This window comes from Actinomadura sp. 9N407 (genome assembly GCF_044326315.1).
In the GTDB taxonomy this organism is placed as follows: Bacteria; Actinomycetota; Actinomycetes; order Streptosporangiales; family Streptosporangiaceae; genus Spirillospora.
In genome coordinates this window covers 73,606-94,946 of the sequence record NZ_JBIRAW010000019.1, presented here as the reverse complement: position 1 = coordinate 94,946, position 21,341 = coordinate 73,606, and the positions used below count along the sequence as shown (strand labels likewise).

Below are 21,341 nucleotides of genomic sequence, written 5' to 3'. Positions count from 1 at the left end.
GAACGCCCGGAGGATCCCATGACCGCGCACGTGATCACCGCACCCGATCCCACCACACCCGGCGCCGGTGCCGCGCCGGTGGCCGACCCGCGCAGCCCGTGGCTGCGGCTGTCGGCCGCGTTCACCGATGCCGTGACCGACCTGACCGATCGGGAAGACCTGACGGTGCGGTGCGCGCCCGGCCTCGGGTGCGGCGCCCCGGGCTGTTTCGTGCCGTCGCTGGCCACCGTGGAACTGGACGGCACCCACCTGGGGCAACGCCCCGCCACCTGCGACCCGTCCCGCCCCTCGGACCGGGAACGCTACCCGGCGCTGTGGGGCGTGCTGGTCCACGAGGCCGCGCACGCCACCCACACGCGCTGGACACCGCCCGGCGGCGCGCCCGCCGCCGCCGTGGACGCCGCGCTGGTGCTGGAAGAGTCCCGGATCGAGGTCGCCCAGATCCGCCGCCGCCCCATCGATCGCCCATGGTTGCGGGCCTCGGCGACGCGCCTTGTGCTGGCCGACTTCACCGCCCCGCCCGCGAACGGCCCCGGGACGGCCGCCGCATCGTCCGCCGCGCCGGGGAGCGCGCCCCCGCCCGGTCCGGCCGGTGCGGTGCCTACGGCGGCGATGACGCCATGGGACGCCGCACGGGCCGCCGCGCTGCTGCTGGCCCGCACCGACGCCGGGATCCTGGAGCACGCCGAAACGGCCGCGTTGCGCGCCACCATCACCGACGTTCTCGGGCCGACCCGGTTGAGCGCGCTGGCGGCGCTGTGGCATATCGCGCACGTCACCTCCGACACCGACGCCGAGACGATGATCGACCTCGGCCGCCGCTGGTGCCGGATCGTCGGCGCCGCACCCGACCGCCCCGCCCCCACCCCGCCGCCGGGAACGCCCGGCGCTGCCGGGGAACCGTCGCCGCTGGCCGAGGCGATCGGCGCCGCCCTGACCGCCGTCGAAACCGCCACCGCCACCGCCACCGCCGCCCGTGCCTCGGGCGGCGCCGACCCGGCCGCCGTCCGCGCCGATGAGCGCCAGCAGGAACGGGCCGCGCAGCAGGCCGCCGAGCACGCCGCCCGCCGGGTATTCAGTGCCAGCACGGCCCCGACCGGCCGCCGGGGAGCGACCGCGATCACCGGCACCCGCGTGCCGCGCCCTGAGGAGCAGGCCGCCGCCCGCCGTCTGGCCCGACGCCTGCGGTCGGCCGCGCACCGCGACCGGGTCGCCACCACCAGCACCTCACCCACCCCGCCCGGACGCCTCAGCATGCGCGGCGCGATGGCCGCCGACGCGCAACGCGCCGCCGGGGCCACCCCGACCGCCGAACCGTTCACCCGCACCACCCGCCGCCACGTCCCCGCGCCGCCGCTGCGCATCGGCATCGCCTGCGACGTGTCCGGATCCATGCACGCGCTGGCCGCCCCGGTCGCCTCGGCCGCATGGATCCTGGCCCGCGCCGCCGCCCACGTGCCCGACGCCGTCGCGGCAACGGTCATCTTCGGTGCGATAGTCCGCCCGGTCACCCGCCCCGGACAGACCCCGACCCGGGTCACCGAATTCACCGCACGCGATTCGCGCGAGGACTTCGTCGAGGCGGTCGACGCCCTCGACGCCGCCCTCGATCTGACCCGCCCCGGCGCCGCCCGGCTTCTGGTGATCGTCTCCGACGGCAAGTTCAAGGACCCGCAACCGGTCATCGGCCAGCAGCGCATCGACCGGCTGACCGCCGCCGGATGCGCCGTGCTGTGGCTGGCGCTATCGGACGACGCGGACGCGATGGACGGCACCCACCTGGTCCCCCTGCCCGGCCCCGCCACGGCCGCCGACACCATTGGCGCCGCCGCCACCCGCGCCCTACACAACGCCTGACCGCCCCGCCCCGTCTTCTCAAAGCCCGCACGAACTCGAATCGAGGTAACCGATGGCCGGCGAGATGTTCGTTCTTCTCGGCTGGGCCTGGGACATCGACACCGCCGCCCGGCTGGCCACCCGGCACCCGGTCACGCGCGCCGACATCCGGCCGCTGGCCTGGGCCCGCGCCGTCATCCAGATCGACCGTGACCACGCCGCCACCGCCGATCTGTCCCGCCCGCTCCTTGCCGTACCGGTCCCGAACGCCCAGACGCCGTTGGTGATCGACGGATGGCACCGGATCCACCGCGCACTGACCGCCGGGATCCACACCCTGCCCGTCGTCCTTCTCGACGAAGGCGACGAACGCGCCTGCCGCGTCCGAGGTGGCGGCCTGTAACCACCAACCCACACCCGCACTAGGCCCGCGCCCGAACACAAGGAGAAGAGAAGACCATGGACTGCTTCGAGAGCCACCTCCGCGACCGCCACGAAGAAGCCCTGCACGCGCGAGGCGACGCCGAAGGCCGCCTCGTCGCCCGCATCGACGAAGGCGAGACCATCACCGCCGAGGTACGCACCGTCGCCGAACTCCGCGCCGTGGCCGGATGGTGGGACAGCGTCATCACCAAAATCGACCACGGCGGCAGCGACCCGGCCCGCGCCCTAGCGCTGGTCCGCGAGGCCGCCTGCCGCACCCTGACCGACCGGCCCGCGCCGCGCGCCGCATGCCCGTTCGGCCTGGGCTTCGCCGTGGCATCCGTCGAGGGCGCCCGGCGCTTCTACCGCGACACCGCCCACCTGCAGGCCCTGGCCACGAAGGCCGAATCGCGGACATGACACCGATCGCCGCAGTGGCCTGGCCGCTGGATCATAGACAGGGTCCCGGCGCTCGCCGCACTGCCCGGCGCCCCGTCCCGTCGGCTCAGACGGCTGATCTCCGGTAAAGGTCGAGGATGTCGGTGCGGTTGGTTCGCCAGACCTCCATGAGCCCTTGGAGACCGTCGTTGTCGGCTAGAACGAAACGGAACTCGGGATCGGTCATCGGTATGAGCGTGACGAATCTGAGTACCGGTGCGCCGTCGGCGTCGTTGTAGTGGTTGAACTCTTCCGGCAGTTGAGGGTGCACGGAGTAGGCCAGGCTCGAAATCTGGGTTTCGGGGATCAGCGGCTCGGCGTTGCGGTATCCGCCGCCATGGCCATGCCCCTTGCCGTCCTTCAGCGCGAGCTCGGCGACGACGTGGACGAGGTAGCCCGCCTCCCGTTCCTGGCCCGGACGGGCCGAGCACACGACCTCTTCAGGGAGCTGGAAATCCAGGTCCTGGAACCGCAGGCCCGTGCTGGCCGCCGACACCATGTCGTGCTCGGGGTGCCGATGAAAGCCGATCGCGAAACCGCGGTTGTACCCGCCGACATCTGGAGGCTCACCGTGGGTGACGGCACCAAGGTAGCGCTCGGCATGGTCCAACAGGCCTTCATAGGGGGACGCCATCCCGGCACCCTAAGGCAGCGCGCCTCCTCTGTGAGAGATCTTGGTAACCGCTACGGGGCGAGCGCTGAGGAGGCGAGGCCACGCGACACCAAGGACGTCGCCGATGCCTCTGGCGCCTGCAGGCCCAATGTGCTCATGGAGGCGGCCAGTTCAACCTGGTCGGCTGAGGTCAACCCGGGCTCCGGGCTGGCATCAATCCGGTACTGCCACAGCCACACATGGATCGTCTGCTCGGCATCTGCAGGTCAGTGGCAACCTTGCGCGCCGGTCGCCTGGCCTCACCAGGTCCAGCACCCTTGCAACGGAACTCGGGGGTAGATCCTGGGCACCCTCTGCCTCTTCTCACGATCGAAGACACGAGGCTCCCTATGCGAGCGCGAGACTGAGGTAGTCGACGAAGAAGTCTCCCGGACAGGACAGGCGACGCCGCGAATTCCTTCTACACACTCGGTCGCGCAGTTCGAATATACCAATAACGAACTACAGAAGCCGTTCGAGGACGATCTAACTGGCGGCATCAGAGGTACGGGCGAAGAATTGTACTGGTATGTGATACCAGTGTACTCCGACGCGGATTTGGCTGTGACTCCTCCCCGGCAATTCGGGTGGAGTGGGCTAGGATGGCACCTTTCCCGGCAGGGAATATCCCATGCCTAGCAAGATCCACGTCATGGAAGGTCCCTATGTGGATGCGTGCGTTCCTAACACTCAAGATCGAGGGCTGACGGTGACTTGCAATGATCCCTGCGTTGCTTGAGCAAATCATCGGGCCGCCGGTCGTGACGCCACTGGCACCAGATTGGGAAGCCGTCGCGGCACAATATGGCCTTGTCTTCCCGGCAGACTACCGCGCGCTCACTGAGCGATACTCGGCCCTCGACATCTGTCAATACTTCTCCGTTTACCATCCGACTTCGCGGTCAGGCAACCTGTTTAGTGTACTGGAGGCACAGATCCAGGCCGTCAAAGTCTATCTGCAGCGAACCCAGACGTTTGCGGGTGGCTGGGACCCAAAAAATGCAACAGTCATTCCCTCAGGCGAAGAAGTTGAAGTCGACTATGACTTTTTTCCTGAACCAGGTGGCCTGCTCCCATGGGGAGTAGGGGAGAACGGCGCCAAATGCCTATGGCTCACTCATGAACACCCCGAAAAATGGACAGTAGTCATCGGGGATGACTATTTTGGATGGTGGCACTACAAAGGCTCCATGACTAGCTTCTTGGTCGATGTGATCAGTCAGAGGATTGTATGCCCAGTCATTGACGATACTTTTCCCGAAGACTGGCTGGATGAAGTTACGTATCAGAACCCCTAAGATTATTCACACACCATTGGATTAACTCTTATCGGTAGTGGAGTGGGGCGGCTGATCACAGCATGACCGCGGCCGGTGTGGCGGTCCCAGAACCCAAGAAGCCTTTGGTGGGACTGTTGGTATCTACTGCTCCGCCTGCAGTGGCAGGATCTTCCCGGTCGACCCGGCGAGGTCACCGCGACTCTGCCAAGGATCGCGGCCGAAGAGCCTCGCTAGCGCCCCGCGCCAGGCCTCCGGGAACGAGATCGGGTGGCCGAGTTGCGCCGGAACTGCCAGCAGGCCAGCGGCCCTCTCCCTGCTGAAATTACGCCGCGGACCTCGGGGGTCGCCAAACGATGCATTCGGTCATGCGCTCATCAGCTACGGCAACCACTGAATCGTCGATCACCCGTTCTCCGGCGCTGGTCAGGGCTGATCATGATGGCAGCTCCCAGGGACGTCCCGCGTGCGTCCTGGCGCGCGATCAGTGGTTCGGTGCGGGGCGGGCGAAGCCGAGCAGGGTGCTGCGGTTGTAGGTCTGGATCTGGACGACGGTTCCGGTGTGGGGTGCGGCGATCATCTTTCCCCGGCCGATGACCAGGCCGACGTGGCCGGGGTTGGTGGTGGAGGTGCCGGGGCCGGAGTTGAAGAAGACCAGGTCGCCTGGCTGTTCTCGGCCTCGGGGGATGTGGGGTGTGCGGTTCCATTGGTCGCCGGACACGCGCGGGATAGTGATTCCGGCGGCGCGGTAGGCGGCGTAGGTCAGGCCCGAGCAGTCGAAGGCGCCGGGGCCTTCGGCGCCCCAGCCGTAGGGTTTGCCGAGCTGGGCGCGGGCGAACGCGATCGCCCTTGCCGCCGCCTTCTCCGGAGCCTGAACCGAGAACGAGCCGGCCTCCCTGCAGGCCCCGCTCTCTACCGAAGGAATCTCCGTCTTGGGCCTACCCGCCTTGGCGTACGCGCGAGCCGCGCGTAGGACTGTCTCGACGTAGGTGTTCGAGTGGTTGTAGTGGAACAGGGCGGTGCGGATCTTCTCGGGTGCGCCTTCGTGCTTGAGGTAGCGCGCGGCACCCGGGACGGCGTCAACGGGATCGTAGATGTCCTTATCGCCGTCGCTGTCGCCATCGACGCCGAAGGCCGCCCATGTCCCGGACAGGAACTGCATCGGCCCCGCCGCTCCAGCCTCGTTCGTCCCCGACCTGATCCCTGGTTCGCGGCCCCGCCCGTGGTCGGATTCGACTTTGCCGACGGCGGCGAGTACGTGCCACCCCATGCCGTACCGCTGGCCCGCCTTCACATACAGGGTCAGGTAGGCGGCAGGGATTCCGGTGCCGGACCCGGCCGTGCCGGGTTGGCACGTCGCCCCGCCGGTCCCCGAGCCGGGCAGGACCGCACTCAGGGCCCCGACGAACACCGCGACCAGCATGAGCACGGCGGCTGCCGCGCCGATGAGTACCGGCATCAGGATGTCTCGGGCTCACGAGTTTCGCCGGTTCCCCACGCCTGGGCGAGGGCGGCGAGGCGGTGCCGGGAGTCGCCTGGTCCGGCCGGTTGCCACACCTGGCCCGCAGGCCCGTCGTGCGACGTGGAGGGTGTGTGGACGGCGGTGGCGACGGGGACTTCGGGGGTTCCGAGTCGTTGGCGGAGGTTGGCTTCGCGTTTGGGGCTGGGGAGCCAGAACAGGACGGGTGTGGTGGTGCCGGTGGCTTCGGCGAGGTCGGCGTACCCGCCGAGTTTGGCGGCGACCCGGGCGAGAGTCTCGGTGCCGGTGTCGTGCTCGAGGAAGAAGTCGAGGGTGTTCGGTGTGCCGTCTGCGCCGGGTTCGGTCCATCGGCCGAAGGCGTCGGGGCGGGCGAGGTCGCCCCAGAGTGCCGCGCAGCGCTGCTCGGACCACCACTCTTCTAGGGCGGTGGTCTCGGTGTGGTGGCGGGCGTGGGCGTGCAGGCGGGCGAAGAAGTCGTTGACGCCGATCTGGTGGCCCAGCCGGGGGGACACGGAGATGGCGGTGGCGTCGGTCTGCCGGTAGCCGAACTCGGTCAGGGATTGCCCGCGTGTGATGGCCAGGACGTGGGCGCCGGTGGGGCCGAGTACCCAGTGCCAGGGGCGGGAGCCGATCGGGGCCCAGGGCCGGAACCGCAGCAGCGCGTGAAGGTGGTGGAGCCGGTTGAGGCGTTGCCGGGCGCGTTCGGGGGTGCGGAAGAAGATCGAGGTGAGCTGGTCGGTGGTCAGCACCCGGTGTTCCCAGACCAGACCGAGGAGGGCGCGGTCGCGGTCGGTGAGGCGGTAGGCGACCTCGGCGACCAGTTCCGGTGTCATTCTCGGCGGCCTGGTCGCGCTGTCGCGCAGCCGCTGGGCGGTCTTCTTCTGCGGTTGCGTCACGACGACTCCTCCTCATTGGCTGACGGCGATTCATCGCCCGAGCCCGAGCCCGAGCCCGAGCCCGAGCCCGAGCCCGAGCCCGAGGCGGGGGCGGGGGCGGGGGCTTGTGGTGGGTGGGTGTCGAGGGTGCGGAGGCCGATGGCGGGGATGTCGCGTTTGGGTGTGGCGGTCACGAAGCGTTCGCGGGATGCGCGCCGGACTTGTTTGGCCCGGTCGGGGATGCGGTCGGGTAGGGGGCGGGTGCGGAAGGTGAACGCCGGGGTGGGCGCGGAGCCGTCCATGAGGCGTCCGGCGGCTTGGAAGGCGCCGAGGTGGGAGAGGTCGTGTGGGGACAGGAGCGGTGCTGTGTGGCGGGACAGGTCGGCGGCGTCTTCGGGTGAGGCGGCGAAGTAGATCTTGTTGCGGGCGTCGGCGGAGATCGCTTCGCGCAGGTCCTTGGGGAGTTGGGATAGGTGCTGGTGGGCTAGGACGAGGCTGAAGCGGTAGGCGCGAGCTTCGGCGAGGATGTCGCCGACCGAGCCGGGCAGGTTGAGGAAGTTGTGGGCCTCGTCGATGTAGGCGGCCGCGTCCCGCCGGTCGTGCTCGGGTTGTTGGGCGCGTGGGGTGATGGCCTGCCAGGCGTGGGCCAGCAGCAGCGACCCGAACAGCCGGACGGCGTCCTCCCCCAGAACACCTTTGGGGAGGCGGGCCAGGATGAGGCCGCCGGTGTCGAGGGTGTGGGCGAGGTCGACGGTCGATTGGCTGCCCGACAGGGTGTCGCGGACGAACGGGCGCAGCAGGACGGCGCGGAGCTTGTTCATCACCGGGCTGATCGCCGACGCGCGCGCGGCGGGGGTGAGTTCGTCGTAGGAGGCCCAGAACCCGCGGAGCAGTTCGTCGGTGAGGCGGCCGGTCACGCGGGCCCGGTAGGGGGTGTCGACCAGCAGGCGGGGGATGTCGCCGAGGGTGGCGCGGGCGCCGTTGACGCGGGTGAGGGTCAGGCACGCCGAGCGCAGCAGGTCGTCCAGCCGCGGTCCCCAGGAAGAGGAGAAGCAGCGGCGGAAGGTGGTGACGATCGACTCGGCCGCGAACGCCGCATCCGCCCCCGCCAGGACGTTCAGGCACGGCGGCGGCCCGGGTGCGGCCGGGTCGAACACCACCGTCTGGCCGATCGCGCGTTCGGGGAGGCGGTCCATGACGTCGGCGACCAGGTCGCCTTTGGGGTCGATGACCAGCACGCCGCGTCCGGCTTCGGCGTCGGCCAGGACGAGGTTGGCCAGGAACGTGGACTTGCCGACGCCGGTCTGCCCGAGGACGTGCAGATGCTGGCGGGCACCCGCGACGGTGAGACCCACCGGCCGCGCCGCCCCGGCCTCGGAGTCGCCGAGGACGCGTATCCCCGGGCCGGCGGCGGGGACGGCGGGCGAGGGCGCGATCGGCCGGGCCCCGGCCCGGGTGACGCCCGGCGCGGCCAGGTCGTGCGGAAGGTGGGCGAGGGCGGCCAGTTCGGCGACCGACAGCAGGTAGCCGCGGTCGAGGCGGCGCGCTGCTAGGTGGGTGGCGGGGTGGGGGAGGCGTCGGCGGCGCAGGTGCTGGTGGCCGGAGGTGAACAGGGCGAAGGTGGAGGCGATCTCGTGGCCGTAGCCGCGCAGCCACGCCTTGGCCTCGGCGCCTTCGCACCGTGTGGTGGCGACGGCGTAGCAGATCCGTACGGCGTAGCGGGGTTGTGCGGCTTTGCCGAGGATGGCGCGGATCTGATCGGTGCGTTCGGGGAAATCTCGCGATATCTCGCCCGCCCGCCGCCGTGACGCCATGCCGCCCGGGGTGATGAGGTCGAACAGGGCCCCTCTGGTGCTGGTGGAGCCGCCCGCCCGCAGGGCGGCCGCGGCCTGGGGGGCGCGCTGCAAGCGGCGTCCGGTGACCGGGCGGGCCGACACTTGTACGGCCAGGTGCTCGCCGTCGGCCAGGCCGGAGGCTGCGCCCAGGAGCGCGCGTAGCGGGTCGGTGTGGTGGCTGGTGGTCAGCGGGAACGAGTCCGGCCGTCCCAGCACCAGGCGTCCCCCGGTGGTGGCGGCGTCGAGGGGGACCGGGGGTGTGGCGGGGCGGGTGGTGAGGGTGGCGCCGGGCCACGCCGACCGGGTCGCCTTCTGCACCAGTCCGTCGGGGATGGTGCCGGGGACCCAGATCTGGAACCGGACGCCGTTGTGGTCGGCGATGTACTCGAACGTCAGGTGCGGCTGCCCGAACACCAGGCGCTTCCAGACGGGTGCGGTGAGGCCGACCAGGTGCGACCACCACGCGGCGGCGCTGCTGTCCTCGATCTTGGGCGGGATGGCGATCTCGATCAGCCGCGCGCCGGCGGTGAGGCGGTGGTTCTGCCACCGCCACAGCAGCGACCGCGCCGCCGTCACAGCCGCCGCCCCGGAAAGGACGGCCGCACCCGCCGCCGGACCATAAGCGTCCACCAGATCAACGATCTGCTGCGGGTTGTGGAGCGCCTCGGCCAGCAGATCCAGCCAATGGTCGGCAGCCGTTGATGCCGTGTGATCGAGGTTCATCGCGGGTCCGCCTTCCGGCTGTGGGTGTCGAGTTCGGCGAGTTCGGCCGGGTGCGTGGTTGCCAAGATGTGCTCTTGCGGGCTGGCGACCCCGGCGAATGCGGCGCGGTCGGAGCCGCCGCCCGTCCCGCAGAGGAGGCCCTCGCCTCTGCTGGCCGCGAGCAGGAATGCTTTCTCGCCGTCGGTGAGGTCGAATGCTTCGGTGATCTCTTCGATGACCTGGGGTGCTTGGCGGAGCAGGATCTGGGTGGCGGAGTTGGCGATCACCGCCCGCCCGAGATCACTGGACAGCAGGTCGGCGGCGTCCTGGGTGACCACGGCCAGGCCCGCCCAGTGCTTGCGGGCCGACTTGGCGAGCTTGTAGAGGAAGCGGGCGCCTTCGCTGTCGCGCATCAGGGTCCAGGCCTCGTCGACGACGACCAGCCGGCGGCGCCGATCGGCGGGATCGGTGACCTTGCGCCAGATCGCGTCCAGCGCCAGCAGCATCCCCACCGGCCGCGTCTCCTCGGGCAGGTCACGCAGCGAGAACACGATCAGGTGACCGTCGGCGGGAGTGGTGGTCGGTCCGGCGAACAGGCCCCGATACGACCCGGTGACGTACGGGGCCAGGCGTGCCGCCAGGTCGGCGGCTTCGGCAGCACCGGATTGGGCGGCGACATCGAGTTGGGCGGCCAAGTCGGCCAGCAGCGGCGCGCGGCGTTTCCACGTGCGCGGATCGGAGGTGATCCCGGCGGCGGCGTAAGTGGCCAGCACCGCCCGATCCAGCACCGACCGCGTTCCGGGCGCGAGGGGTTCGCCGAGCATCGCCGCCACCAGGGTCTGCAGGAACAGCGCGCGGCGGATCAGAGTGTCCTCGTCGCCTCCGGTCGGGAGATCGAACGGGTTGAAGAACACCCCCGGCGACCCGAGCCCGATGTGAGTGCCGCCGACCGCCTCGCTGAGGCGGCGGTACTCATCTTCTGGATCCACCACCGCGACCTGCACGCCCTGGTAGAGCAGGCGCAGGGTCTCGAGTTTGGTGAAGTAGGACTTGCCCGCGCCCGAGCGGGCGATGGTGACCGAGTTGTGGTTGTCCTGCGCGAAGCGGTCCCACACCACGACCCCGGAGGAGTAGGCGTTCAGCCCGTACAGCACCGGCGCATCGCCCAGGCGTGGCTGCAGGTCGGGTGAGGAGAACGGGAACGCCGCCGCCAAAGCGGCGGTGTCGAACGCCCGCCGTACGTTCACGGTGTCGACGCCGAGCGGGAGGGTGGTGGTCCACCCCTGCAGGGCGCGGAACGTGGTGGGCTGGGCGTCCAGCAGCAGCGACGCGGTCAGCGCCCGCACCTGCTGCACCTGCAGGTCGAGGTCGGCGTGGGTGGCGGCGTGCACGGTCAGATACAGCCCCACCCGGAACAGCCGCCCGTAACCGCGCGCCAGCGAGGCGGCCAGTTCGGCGGCGTCATCGGCGGCGGCCTCGGCCGCGAAATCAGCCAGCCGGCCCCGGTTCGCATCCACGCGGGACGCCGACTCCAACCGCGCCAGCTGCCGCCGCAGCCGCTGCGCGGCGATCAATGGCGGGATCGGCTCGATGTGCAGCGAGACGTCCAGCCGGCCCGGGTAGGTGAGCAGCGGTTCCAGCCAGCCGGCGCCGACCTCGCGCGGGTACCCGGTCACCGCGAACGAGGCGCACACCTGGCCCGGCAACTCCACCGACCGGGCGTTCACCCGCAACGCCGACGGCCCGACCCCGCCCTCTACCAAGGCCCGGTTCTCGTTCGGCACATCCGGGCGCTGGAGCACCTTGGCGAGGCGGCTGATGGGAGATCGTCGTGTCACGGGTGCTCCTTGGCGGTGATCAGCTCATCGGGCCCGGTGTTATCCACAGGAAGGGCCTCGGCTGGGGATAGAGATTCGGCCAGGACATTCGTGCAGGCGGCGGCGTCCAGGACCTCGGCCACCACACCGAGTGCGGTCAGGGAACGGACGGCTTCGTCGGCGCGCCGCAACGCCACCGCCGCCCCCGCATCCCGAGCCGTCCGCTGCCTTCTGGCTTTGGTCCAGGGGCGCGGGTCGGTCTGCTGGTGGGTGGTGTCGCCGATCACGATGAGGACCTGCCGGACGAGCAGGTCATGTTCGGTGCCCAGCTCGTGCAGGAACGCGGCGTGATCGCGGGCCGCCTGTTCCAGGGCCGGGTCTGGAAGGTCGGCGGCGGTCTCGGCGATCGGTTCGGCGAGGCCGGCCAGGTCGACGGGGCGGGCTTGGACGAGGATCTGGACGGGTGCGTCCAGGGAGTTGAGCCAGCGCCCGAACACCGCGACCAGCCCGGCCTGCTCACCGGCCGTCCGCAGCCCGAACGCGACCGTCCCGGCCCGCACGATCACCGCGGTCCCGCCATCGGCGAGCTCCATCGCCCCGTCCTCGCGCACCGCCCGCACCGGCAACCGAAGCGGAGCGGGCAACCGGCCTCGCATCCGGCACCATGCCGGCGGAGCCTGCACCGGCCCCTGCGCCGACACCCGGGCCTTGGGGAACTGGGCATGGGACAGGGCGGCCAAGGCGAGCCGGTCCAGGCTCATCCCGTCCCGCCGCGCGACCGCCAGCACCGCACCTGCGGCAACGATCGGCAGCACCAGCCCGACCAGCAGCGGGAACGGCAGCCGCCCCTCGGCCGCGATGAAGAGCCCCATGGCGGCGAAGCCGGTTGCGGCGAGGATCGCCAGCTGCCGCGCGGTCAACCCGTAAAGGATCTTGTCGGGCCGGTCCACATCGGCCGGGATCTTCGCCGACAGGGGCGGGTCGTCGTGGCGGTTCACCGGGTCCTCCTGGAGGCGTTGCGGGCCTTGGGTGGCTCGACCCACAGCGGAAGCTGCCGGTGCGGGACCGGGCGTTTGGGCATGCCCGGCAACATCAACTGCCCCGACCGCACCCGCGGACGCCGCGGTACCGGCGGCGCACTGGCGGGGCGCGGGACGCGGGAGACCGGGATCGGCAGCGCCAGCTGCACAGGCCGGTTGGCCGAGGGTTTGGGTGGGAGCGGGATTGGGAGAGCGAGCTGCACCGGTTGCCTGCCTCGTTCGGTATCGGAGTCCGCATCGGCCGCCCCAGGCGAAGGAGGCGGGGTAGGGCCGGGTGGTGGCTGGGGTTGCCGGTGCCTGCCCGGCGGATCACGCGGCGGGGGCCGGTGCGGCTTGGAGCTGCTCCGGCCACGCATCGCCGCTGCGCCGGTCTTGCTGATCAGGGCGTTGATGCCGCGGTAGACCAGGAACGACTTGAGGATCTGGCCGAGCATCCGCGGCTGCGCCGGCTGCCATACCGTGCGTGCGACCCAGGCCGGGATGCGGATCATCACCCACAGCAGCACGGTCGCCAGCAGCAGGTCGATGGTGTCGTTGCGTGAGGGGATCCCGAGGACGTCGGCGGCGTCCTCACCGTCTTTGACCTCGGTGAACAGCAACTGGAACGCGGTGGCCAGCACCAGCGACTGCACCACCTGAATGGCCAGGACGCCGGTGATGCCGCGCCACCACAGCCGGGCCAGTCCGTCGGTCATAGGCAGCGCGTGGAACATCAACGCCAAAGGGGCGGCCGCGATCAGGACCATCGTGATCGCGATCCGGATGATGTAGATGAACGCCACGCACAACGCCAGCGCCACCACCCCCAGCGCGATGAACGCGGTGAACGGCTGGTTGGGGATCAGGCTCGCGGAGATCCATCCGGCGATCAGGTCGGCGACCACCCCCGGATCGATCCGCTTCTCGGCGCCGTCCAGGAACGCTCCGGCCAGGCCGTTGGCGAAGGTGATCCCGTACCCGATCAAGACCAGACTCAGGTTCGATGCCACGAACGCCACCGTCACCCGCCCCAGCAACCGCCCCGGAGTCAGTTCCCCTCCGGGCAGGGACTGCCCGGCCATCAGCAGCACACCGGCCAGCGAGATGACCAGGACGTAACAGGTGTTGGCGATGGTCTGCGAGGTGCCCCACAGGTCCCGGGCCCGCGCCATCCCCGGCGAGTCGATCTCCGGAGTACCCATCACCGTCGCCCGCAGCAGACCGAAGATCGGCTTCGCCGCGGATCGCACCAGGTCCTGGAACCAGCCGTTCACCGCCTGCTTGGCCATACAGCCCACATCGACGAACCCGCAATCCTCACCGCCAGACTCCTGCGACCCAGCCCCCGCGCCCGGCGCCGGCGACGGCGTGGGGGCGGGAGTGGTGGACGAAGTCGTTGACGGCGAGACCGATGGCCGTGCAGGCGGGTCGGATGGAGCGGGAGTCGACGGGGCCGGTGTGAGCGAGGGAACCGGGGACGGCGTGTCCGCCGCACTAGAGGTGGCGCCGATCAGGCAGCTCAGGGCGGCAGCGGCCAGCAGGATCGCCGCGACCAGCGCCCGTCCCGGCCGCCTCGGGACCACGCGGCCGGTCGGGGCCGGGTCACGCTTCACCGACGACCTTCTGCAGGAGCTTGACCAGCACCGGCGCGAGCACCGCGACGCTGTAGCCGATCGCGGCGTACCGCAGGGTCTTCTTGGCGGCCTCGACCTCACCCGGGTCACCGCCGGCCAGGATGTAGCGGACACCGCCGATGGTGGCGAACAGCGTGGCCAGCCCGACCAGCAGACCGACGATCACGTTGCGCAGGTTCGTGATGACCTGGTCCAGCGATTCAGCCTCGGCCAGCAGCGTGCTGGCCGCGGCCACATCGGGGACCACCAGAGCGGTCGCCGCGCATCCGGCGGTCCACACCAGCGAGGCCGCCACCAGCCGCCCCCGGCTCGGGCTCTGACGCTGGGGCCGAAGCTGAGGCTTCTCGTGGCGGTGCCTGCAGGTTCGCCGGGTGCGGCGCGGGTGGTGGTTGGTGTTCATGGCAGCGTCTCCAGAATCTGAGGGCGGGAAGAACGGGCTGCCGAGGGAGACCACGGGGCCGGGACGGCCCAGGCTCTGGGTGTCCTCCTCAAAAGGACTCAGATGACGAGATGGGCACGGTGGGGACCGGGTGAACCGTCCGCCCGAACCGAACCGGCCCGTGATCTCCTCTGGCACCCATGAAGCACCGCCGAAACCGCGAAAATTGGCGGCCACCCCGCAAGACATTGCCGAGACTTGACCCGCACCACCCACCACCCGTAGCCGCCCAGCCCCACGAAACACCAGGTCAGTGGCCTTCTGTAGTCAGGATGGCGACCGGACAGGAGAGGGCGTCAGGTGAAGCGGCGGGCAAGGGAACTTGACCAAGACATGACCAGTGCGCCCCGCCAAAAAGCGGTGGTCCGGCGGTGCTTTATGGGTGCACAGGGGATCGGTGACCGTCTCGGGTCACCCAGCACATGCACCACACACCGTCCAACCCCAACAACCCCAGCCACGGCCATCGCGGCAGCCCCGACACCAGCGGTCAGGCACGGCGAATGCTGCCGCTGACCGTCTGGCTGTGCTCTGACCACACCAGCGCGCCCGTCCACACCCATCGACCGGCCAGCGGCCCGGCCGTCACCCGCAACGCCGACATCTGCGCGCGTCACCGGCAGACCGTCGGCGACCAGCTCGCCCGCCACCTCATCTCGCTGTGCACACGCGAAGGCGATGTGGTCGCCGAGGGATTCACCACCAGCGAATCCACCCTGGTCGCCGCAGCAGAACTGAACCGACGCTGCATGGCCGCGGTCCCGCACTTCCCGCTTGCCCAGCACATCGGCTCCCAGCTCCGCGCCCGCCTGCCCGAACAGCAGCTGAACCGGGTGGCGATGCGCCCCTGCCGCCCCGACCAGATGGCTCGCGGCATGGCCGACCACCTCGGCCAAGTCGACCTGGTCATCGCCGCCCCGCCCCCGTACGAGACCGGCGGGCGCATTCCCAAACGAGCGGCGGAACGCGGCTGCCCGGCCTGCCGGGCCGACCTGTGGATGCTCACCCGCGAGCAACTCGGGCTGTTCCTGGCCGCCTCATGGAAGATGCTCCGCCCCGGCGGAGTCCTGGCGGTCATCACCACCGCCCGGCACGAGAACAACCGGCTCATCGACCCCGCGCCGCGCATCATCGGCCAAGCCCAAGGGCTGGGGTTTCGCTACGCCCAGCACGTCATCGCGCTGCGCGTCCCCATCGACGGCGACTCCCTGATGGTCCAGGCCGGCCCCGCCGACCTCGCGGAACTACGCCAGACCGGCTCCCATTCCCTGCCGCCGGCCGTCTCCGTGCACGCCGATGTGTGCTTTCTGCAGAAGCGAGTTGGTGATGCCCGATGAATCCGGCATATCAGGAGTCCAGGCAAGCATCGGTGCTGGCGACCGGGCAGAAGCCGTCCCGCCTGCAGCGCCAGGGCCGCTACACGCCCGAGTCGATGCGGCACCCGGCCAAGATGCTGCCCGCCATCGCCGCCCAAGTCATCCAAGACCTCACCGAGCCGGGAGACCTGGTGGTGGACCCGATGTGCGGTATCGGCACCACTCTGGTCGAAGCCGTCCACCTCGGCCGGGACGCCGCCGGAATGGAGTACGAGCCGCAGTGGGCGCAGATGGCCGCAGCCAACGTGCTGCTCGCCCAGCGCCAAGGCGCCACCGGCGCCGCGTACCTGGCCATCGGCGACGCTCGCACCATCGCCACCGCCCACGCGCGACTGCGTGGCAGGGCGGCGCTGGCCCTGACCTCACCGCCGTACGGGTCCCACACCCACGGCCACGTCCGCTCCGGAACCCGCGAAGGAGACGGCAGCCCAGTCACCAAATGGAACCACCGCTACTCCACCGACCGCGGCAACCTGGCGCACCGCCGCATGCCCGAACTCATGGACGCCTTCGGGGAAATCCTGGCCGCCGCCAGCGCACTGTTGCGACCAGGCGGTGTCATCGCCGTCACCGTCCGCCCGATCCGCGTCCGCGGTGAGCTGATCGATCTACCCGGCCGCGTCATCGACACCGCACACCAGCACGGGCTGCTCCTGGTCGGCCGCCGCGTCGCGTTGCTGGCCGGGCTCCGCGACGGCGGCCTGGTCACCCGCGCCTCGTTCTTCCAGATGCTCGAAACCGGCCGCGCCCGCGACAAAGGCATCCCCGCCTGCACCACAGCCCACGAAGACCTCCTGCTGTTCCAGCCCGCCACCGACCTGAACGAAGAAGACCCGACAAGCAAGCGAGGAGCCCGCGATGAGCGACCCCAGGAACCAGCGCCGCACCAGCCCGACCAGTCGGACCAGCCAGAACGGCCGGAACCGGATGGAGGAGGTGCTGGGGCGGCTGCAGCTGGGGACCTGCGGACGCTGCGGCAGGGCCCGCTACCTGACCCGACGCCAAGCGCGCCACGCCGCCCGCATCGCGGCACCCGGAACGCGGCTGCGCGCCTACCCCTGCGGACAGAGTTGGCACCTGACCTCGATTCCGGGACACCCCCAGCTCATCGGTCCACCCGTCACCGTCACTCGTCCCCTGGCCGACGCCGCTGGGGTCGGGCTTGACGTGCGGGGGCGAGGCGAGCGTACCTACCGGCGCACCGGCGGAACCGGCCGTCCACGTCCACACCCGTGCCAGCGGACTGCGACCGACGGCCACGACCGCCGGAACGATCACGATCCGCTGGAGGACACCCATGCCACCCCCACACCCGGCACCACCCGGCCACGGCACACGCACCGCTACCGGGCGTGCTGTGCCGAGCGGGCCGGTCGCGGCGGGGGTGCGCGGTGAAGCCCGGGATGTCACCGGCGGAAATCCGTTCGCTGCCCGTCACGGTCGATCTGGTCACCGCTGGACGCGCGTTCGGCATCGGCCGCACCACCGCCTACCAACTGGCCCGCACCGGCCGGTTCCCGTGCCCGGTAATGCAGGTCGGGCGCAGCTACCGGGTGCGCACCGCCGACCTGCTCACCAGCCTCGGCCTCGAGCACTCCATCGGCCGACGATCGGACGGGCAGCCCGCACCACACCAGGGAGAACACTGAATGGCCAGAGGAAGCACCTACAAGACCTGCGGCTGCCGCAACCAGGACGGCAAGCAGCTGGGCAAGCATTGCCCCAAACTCCGCCGCGCCGATGGCCGCTGGAGCAAACACCACGGAACGTGGAAATACCAATTGGAGCTGCCACTCACCGCCGCCGGTAACCGGCGCGCGCCGCTGCGCCGCGGCGGATTCACCGCCCAGGACACCGCCGAGGCCGAACTCAACCAGGCCATCGAACTGCTGGGCATCGCCGGTGACGACGAGACCGCACGCGTCCAGATCGCCGACCTGATCACCGCCACCGTCCGCGACACCAAGACGCTCCCGGCACCTGAGGAGGTGCGCCGGAAGGTCCGGACCGGGCAGGATCTGGCGCGGTCGGTGACGGTGGGGGAGTACCTGGAGTCCTGGCTGGCCGGCCGCAAGAACCTGCGCGAGGGCACCCGCCGCAGCTACGCCAACCACATCCACCTCTACCTGCGACCCCACCTGGGCCGTATCCGGCTGGACCGGCTCCGCGTCCGCGACGTCGACCGCATCTTCGACGCCATCGACGAACTCAACGACACCATCACCCGCGCCCGCCAAACCGGCGATCCCAAACTGCGCGCCAAGGTCAAAGGGCGCCGCGTGGTCGGCCCGGCCACCAAGCAGCGGATCCGGGCGACGCTGCGGTCGGCGCTGAGCAAGGCCGTCCGGGAACGCCTCATCGACGTGAACGTGGCCGCCCTGGTCGAACTCCCGTCCGGGAAGGCACCCAAGGCGCTGGTGTGGACCAGCGAGCGCATCGCTGAGTGGGAGCGGGACTTCGCCGTCCACACCGCGACGATGAACGCGCGCCGCAAACACCAGTCCCGGCTCGAACCGCACAAGCGGATCGGGGAGCGGATCAACCGGTTGGACGCCTACATCGGCGCCCCACGCCCCTCCAAAGTGATGGTGTGGACACCAATCTTGACCAACCGGTTCCTTGATCGGGCCCGCGGGCATCGGCTGTATGCGCAGTACCACCTGATCGCTTTCCGTGGCCTGCGCCGCGGTGAATCCTGCGGCCTGCGCTGGCCCGACGTGGACCTGGATAACGCCACCGCGACGATTCGGTGGCAGATCACCCAGATCGGTGCCGACACCTTCGAAGGCAAACCCAAAACCGACGCCGGCGAAGGAACCGTCAGTCTCGACAGCACCACCATCAAAGTGCTGCGTGCCCACAAGGCCCGCCAGAACGCCGAACGCCTGGAAGCCGGGACGGCATGGGTGGAGACCGGCTACGTGTTCACCACCCCGACCGGGGAGCCGGTGACGCCCAACCAGGTCACCGAACAGTTCGAACAACTCTCGATGGAAGCTGGCCTGCCACCGATCCGCCTGCACGATCTCCGGCACGGCGCTGCCACGTTCCTGCTGGCCGCCGGGTACGACATGAAAGTCGTCCAGGAGACGCTGCGGCTGTCCTCGATCACCATCGCCGCCGACATCTACACCAGCCTGCTCCCACAACTGGCCCACCAGTCTGCTGAAGACGCTGCCGCTATCGTCCTGGGCGGCCACGGTCAACCCGCCAAGGCCCGCTTCGACGGTCGGGCAACCCGGCACCGACGCGCGCAATCGACGGCGGGGACAGGGACGCCGAGCCCTTGACTGTGGGGGACGACGTCCGAGGCAACACCGTTGACCTGTATGCGGCTACCACCCATGTGCTGATAGGCGCGCCACAGCTGAGATCGACACCCATGGAACGTTCATGAACCGGGACGATCCGACTCGGGCCGTTCCGGTCCATGAGCCCGATACGCCCTGCTCCGGCCCCAGTTTCCAGAACAGGAAGCTGGGGCCTTCACAGGAGACGCGGCACTGACGCAGGTTGCTGATCACGGCCTCCGTAGGGCGGTCGGCCGAGAGTTGATTAATCGTCCAATGCCCCAAGGAGATACGAGCAGTGGTCCACGGCTCGGATAGATATGCGACCAACGGATCCCCGCTGAGGGCGAACTCTCCACGCCACCGCGGGCAGGCGAAAGGCGCACGGGTTCTGGGGACGCGACACGCGGCGTGCTGGGATTTTGTCGGGTGTCTCCGTTCGCCTGGTGCACGGGCCGCTTGGTTCTTCGGTGCACCCAAAGGCGCTGGTCCAGTTTGGTCACACCACTGTCGGGTCCTCGACGTCCACTGGGCCCGTCGGAGAGGTCTTGGAACCGGCCGCGCCGGATTCGATGGGTGGCCGCGCACGTGGTCGAGATCGCCGCCCGCCACGTTGACCCGACCGTGGCGTTCATTCCTGTGTTGAATGTCTGATTCTGAACTTCTCGCCCAGGCAGGGGGTTGCTTCGTTGATCGCAGCGCCGAGCCCGATATTTGCGGGCCTTGAGCTACTCGGCTGGGGGGCCAGGAGCACGGCGGGGTGCAGGGAGGTTGGGGACCGCGTTGTCAGGCGATGAGGATGCCGTCGTCATCGCTGAACAGTTCGGATCCGGGGCGGAAGGTGACGTCGCCGAAGGTGAGGGGTACGTCGCGTTGCCCGGTTCCGTTCTTGCTGCTCTTGCGCGGGTTGGAGCCGAGGGCCTTGATGCCGAGGTCGATGGTTCGGAGTACGGCGGTGTCGCGGACGGCTCCGTTGATGATGATGCCGGACCAGTGATGGTCCGCGGCGAGCTTGGCGATCATGTCTCCCATGAGGGCGGCGCGCAGGGAGCCGCCTCCATCGACGACCAGGACGCGGTTCTCGCCCGTTTCGTCGAGTGCGGCTTTGAGTAGGACGTTGTCCTCGTGGCAGCGAACGGTCGTGATCTCGCCTTGAAAGGCGTGGCGGGCGCCGTACTGGTGGAATTGCAGTGCGCAGGACTGGAGCGCGTCGCCGTGCTCGTCGTAGAGGTCGGCGGTGGTGGTGTGCATGGTGCTTCTCCTTCAACTGGTCGGGGAAGGGCCGTGGGGGAGGTGGCGAGCGGCCAGGCCGGCGCAGCCCAGGCCGATCGCGGCGGCGCACAGGACGCCGCCGGCTCCCAGGCCGGCGGCCAGCAGGCCCGCTCCGCTGGGCAGGATGATCTGGCCGGTGCGGTTGCCGACAAGGCGCAGTGACATGGCGCGGCCGCGAAGCCCGGCGGGTGCGGATTCGGCGAGCCAGGACATGGTGATGGGCTGGCCGACGCCGAGCCCGGCGCCGGCCGCGAGCAGGAGGGCGGCCAGTCTCACCCGCCGGCGCCATCACCCCCGCCAGCATCGCCGGAAAGCACCTCAGAGACCTCGGCGTACCACCGGGCGAACTCAACACCTACGCCTCCCGCCGCGGCAACCACACCATCATGATGCGCGGCGCGTTCGCCAATCCCCGGCTCCGCAACCAGCTCGTCCCGGGCACCGAAGGCCCCTGGACACTGGACCTCCTCAACGAGGACGCGATCACGTCGATCTACGACACCGCGGCCGGATACCGTGCGGCCGCCGTACCGGCGATCATCCTGGCCGGCCACGGATACGGCGCCGGCTCCTCCCGCGACTGGGCCGCCAAAGGCCCCGCACTCCTCGGCGTCCGCGCGGTCATCGCCGCCTCCTTCGAACGCATCCACCGCTCCAACCTCATCGGCATGGGCATCCTCCCCCTCCAGTTCCGCGACGGCCAAACAGCCGACACGCTGGGCCTCCACGGCCAGGAGGCCTACACGATCCACGGCCTGGAACCCCTCAACGAAGGACTGATCCCCAACACCGTCACCGTCACCGCCGACGACCGGACCTTCAACGTCACCGCCCGCCTCGACACCCCCCGCGAGGCCGACTACTACCGCCACGGCGGCATCATGCCCTTCGTCCTGCGGGCCCTGCTCGCCGATCGAAAAGAGTGAGCCTGCGCGGCCGTGACCACGGGGAGGTTCTCATCCAGCATCGGTGGCAC

Annotated in this window: 19 protein-coding genes; 9 read left to right on the top strand and 10 right to left on the bottom strand. The window is 70.0% G+C overall.

The features are described 5' to 3' along the window. Window positions 1-18 precede the first annotated feature (18 nt). Genes ACH34Q_RS27535 through ACH34Q_RS27525 form a run of 3 tightly spaced genes read left to right on the top strand, consistent with a single transcriptional unit; the run spans window position 19 to window position 2,679 of the window. Window positions 19-1,857, top strand: a complete 1,839-nt coding sequence (locus tag ACH34Q_RS27535) for a hypothetical protein (RefSeq protein WP_395985971.1) — start codon at window positions 19-21, stop codon at window positions 1,855-1,857. A gap of 52 nt (window positions 1,858-1,909) precedes the next feature. After that, window positions 1,910-2,239: a hypothetical protein gene (locus ACH34Q_RS27530; RefSeq protein ID WP_395985970.1), complete on the top strand. Its 330-nt coding sequence runs from the start codon at window positions 1,910-1,912 to the stop codon at window positions 2,237-2,239. A 56-nt stretch (window positions 2,240-2,295) separates the two neighbouring features. After that, on the top strand, window positions 2,296-2,679 hold the full coding sequence (locus ACH34Q_RS27525) for a hypothetical protein (RefSeq protein WP_395985969.1): 384 nt from the start codon (window positions 2,296-2,298) through the stop codon (window positions 2,677-2,679). An 85-nt stretch (window positions 2,680-2,764) separates the two neighbouring features. Here the strand turns inward: ACH34Q_RS27525 and ACH34Q_RS27520 are convergent, their stop codons facing one another. Next, entirely contained in the window at window positions 2,765-3,331 is a 567-nt protein-coding gene (locus ACH34Q_RS27520; RefSeq protein ID WP_395985968.1) for a suppressor of fused domain protein, read from the bottom strand. A gap of 737 nt (window positions 3,332-4,068) precedes the next feature. Between ACH34Q_RS27520 and ACH34Q_RS27515 the strand changes: the two genes are divergently transcribed. Beyond that, window positions 4,069-4,647, top strand: a complete 579-nt coding sequence (locus ACH34Q_RS27515; protein WP_395985967.1) for a hypothetical protein — start codon at window positions 4,069-4,071, stop codon at window positions 4,645-4,647. Between the two features lie 463 nt (window positions 4,648-5,110). On the opposite strand, the gene ACH34Q_RS27510 is transcribed toward ACH34Q_RS27515, so the two are convergent. From ACH34Q_RS27510 to ACH34Q_RS27480, 7 genes are all read right to left on the bottom strand, one after another. Continuing rightward, the gene (locus ACH34Q_RS27510; RefSeq protein WP_395985966.1) at window positions 5,111-6,085 is read right to left on the bottom strand and encodes an NlpC/P60 family protein; all 975 of its coding nucleotides are present in this window, start codon (window positions 6,083-6,085) and stop codon (window positions 5,111-5,113) included. Then, the gene (locus ACH34Q_RS27505) at window positions 6,085-7,002 is read right to left on the bottom strand and encodes a replication-relaxation family protein (RefSeq protein WP_395985965.1); all 918 of its coding nucleotides are present in this window, start codon (window positions 7,000-7,002) and stop codon (window positions 6,085-6,087) included. The genes ACH34Q_RS27510 and ACH34Q_RS27505 overlap by 1 nt, the downstream gene beginning before the upstream one ends. Next, a complete protein-coding gene (locus ACH34Q_RS27500; protein WP_395985964.1) occupies window positions 6,999-9,539 on the bottom strand; it encodes a helicase HerA domain-containing protein in 2,541 nt (846 codons plus the stop codon). Before ACH34Q_RS27500 ends, ACH34Q_RS27505 begins: the two co-directional genes overlap by 4 nt. Then, window positions 9,536-11,356: a VirB4 family type IV secretion system protein gene (locus ACH34Q_RS27495; RefSeq protein WP_395985963.1), complete on the bottom strand. Its 1,821-nt coding sequence runs from the start codon at window positions 11,354-11,356 to the stop codon at window positions 9,536-9,538. The genes ACH34Q_RS27500 and ACH34Q_RS27495 overlap by 4 nt, the downstream gene beginning before the upstream one ends. After that, a complete protein-coding gene (locus tag ACH34Q_RS27490) occupies window positions 11,353-12,333 on the bottom strand; it encodes a PrgI family protein (RefSeq protein WP_395985962.1) in 981 nt (326 codons plus the stop codon). The genes ACH34Q_RS27495 and ACH34Q_RS27490 overlap by 4 nt, the downstream gene beginning before the upstream one ends. Beyond that, window positions 12,330-13,643 (bottom strand): hypothetical protein, encoded by a 1,314-nt coding sequence (locus ACH34Q_RS27485; RefSeq protein WP_395985961.1) that lies wholly within the window; start codon window positions 13,641-13,643, stop codon window positions 12,330-12,332. Before ACH34Q_RS27485 ends, ACH34Q_RS27490 begins: the two co-directional genes overlap by 4 nt. Window positions 13,644-13,956: 313 nt before the next feature. Beyond that, on the bottom strand, window positions 13,957-14,283 hold the full coding sequence (locus ACH34Q_RS27480) for a pilin (protein WP_395985960.1): 327 nt from the start codon (window positions 14,281-14,283) through the stop codon (window positions 13,957-13,959). A 566-nt stretch (window positions 14,284-14,849) separates the two neighbouring features. On the opposite strand from ACH34Q_RS27480, the gene ACH34Q_RS27475 reads away from it, so the two are divergent. From ACH34Q_RS27475 to ACH34Q_RS27460, 4 genes are all read left to right on the top strand, one after another. Next, on the top strand, window positions 14,850-15,764 hold the full coding sequence (locus ACH34Q_RS27475) for a hypothetical protein (RefSeq protein WP_395985959.1): 915 nt from the start codon (window positions 14,850-14,852) through the stop codon (window positions 15,762-15,764). Continuing rightward, entirely contained in the window at window positions 15,761-16,969 is a 1,209-nt protein-coding gene (locus ACH34Q_RS27470; protein ID WP_395985958.1) for a TRM11 family SAM-dependent methyltransferase, read from the top strand. Before ACH34Q_RS27475 ends, ACH34Q_RS27470 begins: the two co-directional genes overlap by 4 nt. Window positions 16,970-17,206: 237 nt before the next feature. Continuing rightward, a complete protein-coding gene (locus ACH34Q_RS27465; protein ID WP_395985957.1) occupies window positions 17,207-17,452 on the top strand; it encodes a helix-turn-helix domain-containing protein in 246 nt (81 codons plus the stop codon). Then, window positions 17,453-19,093, top strand: a complete 1,641-nt coding sequence (locus ACH34Q_RS27460; RefSeq protein ID WP_395985956.1) for a tyrosine-type recombinase/integrase — start codon at window positions 17,453-17,455, stop codon at window positions 19,091-19,093. It abuts the gene before it with no gap. 786 nt (window positions 19,094-19,879) lie between these two features. On the opposite strand, the gene rraA is transcribed toward ACH34Q_RS27460, so the two are convergent. Together rraA and ACH34Q_RS27450 are read right to left on the bottom strand one after the other, a co-directional pair. After that, a complete protein-coding gene (gene rraA, locus ACH34Q_RS27455) occupies window positions 19,880-20,344 on the bottom strand; it encodes a ribonuclease E activity regulator RraA (protein ID WP_395985955.1) in 465 nt (154 codons plus the stop codon). A 12-nt stretch (window positions 20,345-20,356) separates the two neighbouring features. Beyond that, window positions 20,357-20,641, bottom strand: a complete 285-nt coding sequence (locus ACH34Q_RS27450) for a hypothetical protein (RefSeq protein ID WP_395985954.1) — start codon at window positions 20,639-20,641, stop codon at window positions 20,357-20,359. Between the two features lie 11 nt (window positions 20,642-20,652). Here ACH34Q_RS27450 and ACH34Q_RS27445 point away from each other — a divergent pair, with 11 nt between their 5' ends. Then, window positions 20,653-21,291 carry a hypothetical protein gene (locus ACH34Q_RS27445; protein ID WP_395986036.1) on the top strand — a complete coding sequence of 213 codons (639 nt, stop codon included), beginning with the start codon at window positions 20,653-20,655 and terminating at the stop codon, window positions 21,289-21,291. Window positions 21,292-21,341 lie beyond the last annotated feature (50 nt).

Bases quoted from the DNA above. Each gene is read 5' to 3' on its own strand.
- ACH34Q_RS27460 (WP_395985956.1), top strand. From the start codon at position 17,453: ATGGCCAGAGGAAGCACCTACAAGACCTGCGGCTGCCGCAACCAGGAC.
- ACH34Q_RS27465 (WP_395985957.1), top strand. From the start codon at position 17,207: ATGTCACCGGCGGAAATCCGTTCGCTGCCCGTCACGGTCGATCTGGTC.
- ACH34Q_RS27470 (WP_395985958.1), top strand. From the start codon at position 15,761: ATGAATCCGGCATATCAGGAGTCCAGGCAAGCATCGGTGCTGGCGACC.
- ACH34Q_RS27525 (WP_395985969.1), top strand. From the start codon at position 2,296: ATGGACTGCTTCGAGAGCCACCTCCGCGACCGCCACGAAGAAGCCCTG.
- ACH34Q_RS27515 (WP_395985967.1), top strand. From the start codon at position 4,069: ATGATCCCTGCGTTGCTTGAGCAAATCATCGGGCCGCCGGTCGTGACG.
- ACH34Q_RS27520 (WP_395985968.1), bottom strand. From the start codon at position 3,331: ATGGCGTCCCCCTATGAAGGCCTGTTGGACCATGCCGAGCGCTACCTT.
- ACH34Q_RS27535 (WP_395985971.1), top strand. From the start codon at position 19: ATGACCGCGCACGTGATCACCGCACCCGATCCCACCACACCCGGCGCC.
- ACH34Q_RS27530 (WP_395985970.1), top strand. From the start codon at position 1,910: ATGGCCGGCGAGATGTTCGTTCTTCTCGGCTGGGCCTGGGACATCGAC.
- rraA (WP_395985955.1), bottom strand. From the start codon at position 20,344: ATGCACACCACCACCGCCGACCTCTACGACGAGCACGGCGACGCGCTC.
- ACH34Q_RS27475 (WP_395985959.1), top strand. From the start codon at position 14,850: ATGCACCACACACCGTCCAACCCCAACAACCCCAGCCACGGCCATCGC.
- ACH34Q_RS27485 (WP_395985961.1), bottom strand. From the start codon at position 13,643: ATGGCCAAGCAGGCGGTGAACGGCTGGTTCCAGGACCTGGTGCGATCC.
- ACH34Q_RS27510 (WP_395985966.1), bottom strand. From the start codon at position 6,085: ATGCCGGTACTCATCGGCGCGGCAGCCGCCGTGCTCATGCTGGTCGCG.
- ACH34Q_RS27500 (WP_395985964.1), bottom strand. From the start codon at position 9,539: ATGAACCTCGATCACACGGCATCAACGGCTGCCGACCATTGGCTGGAT.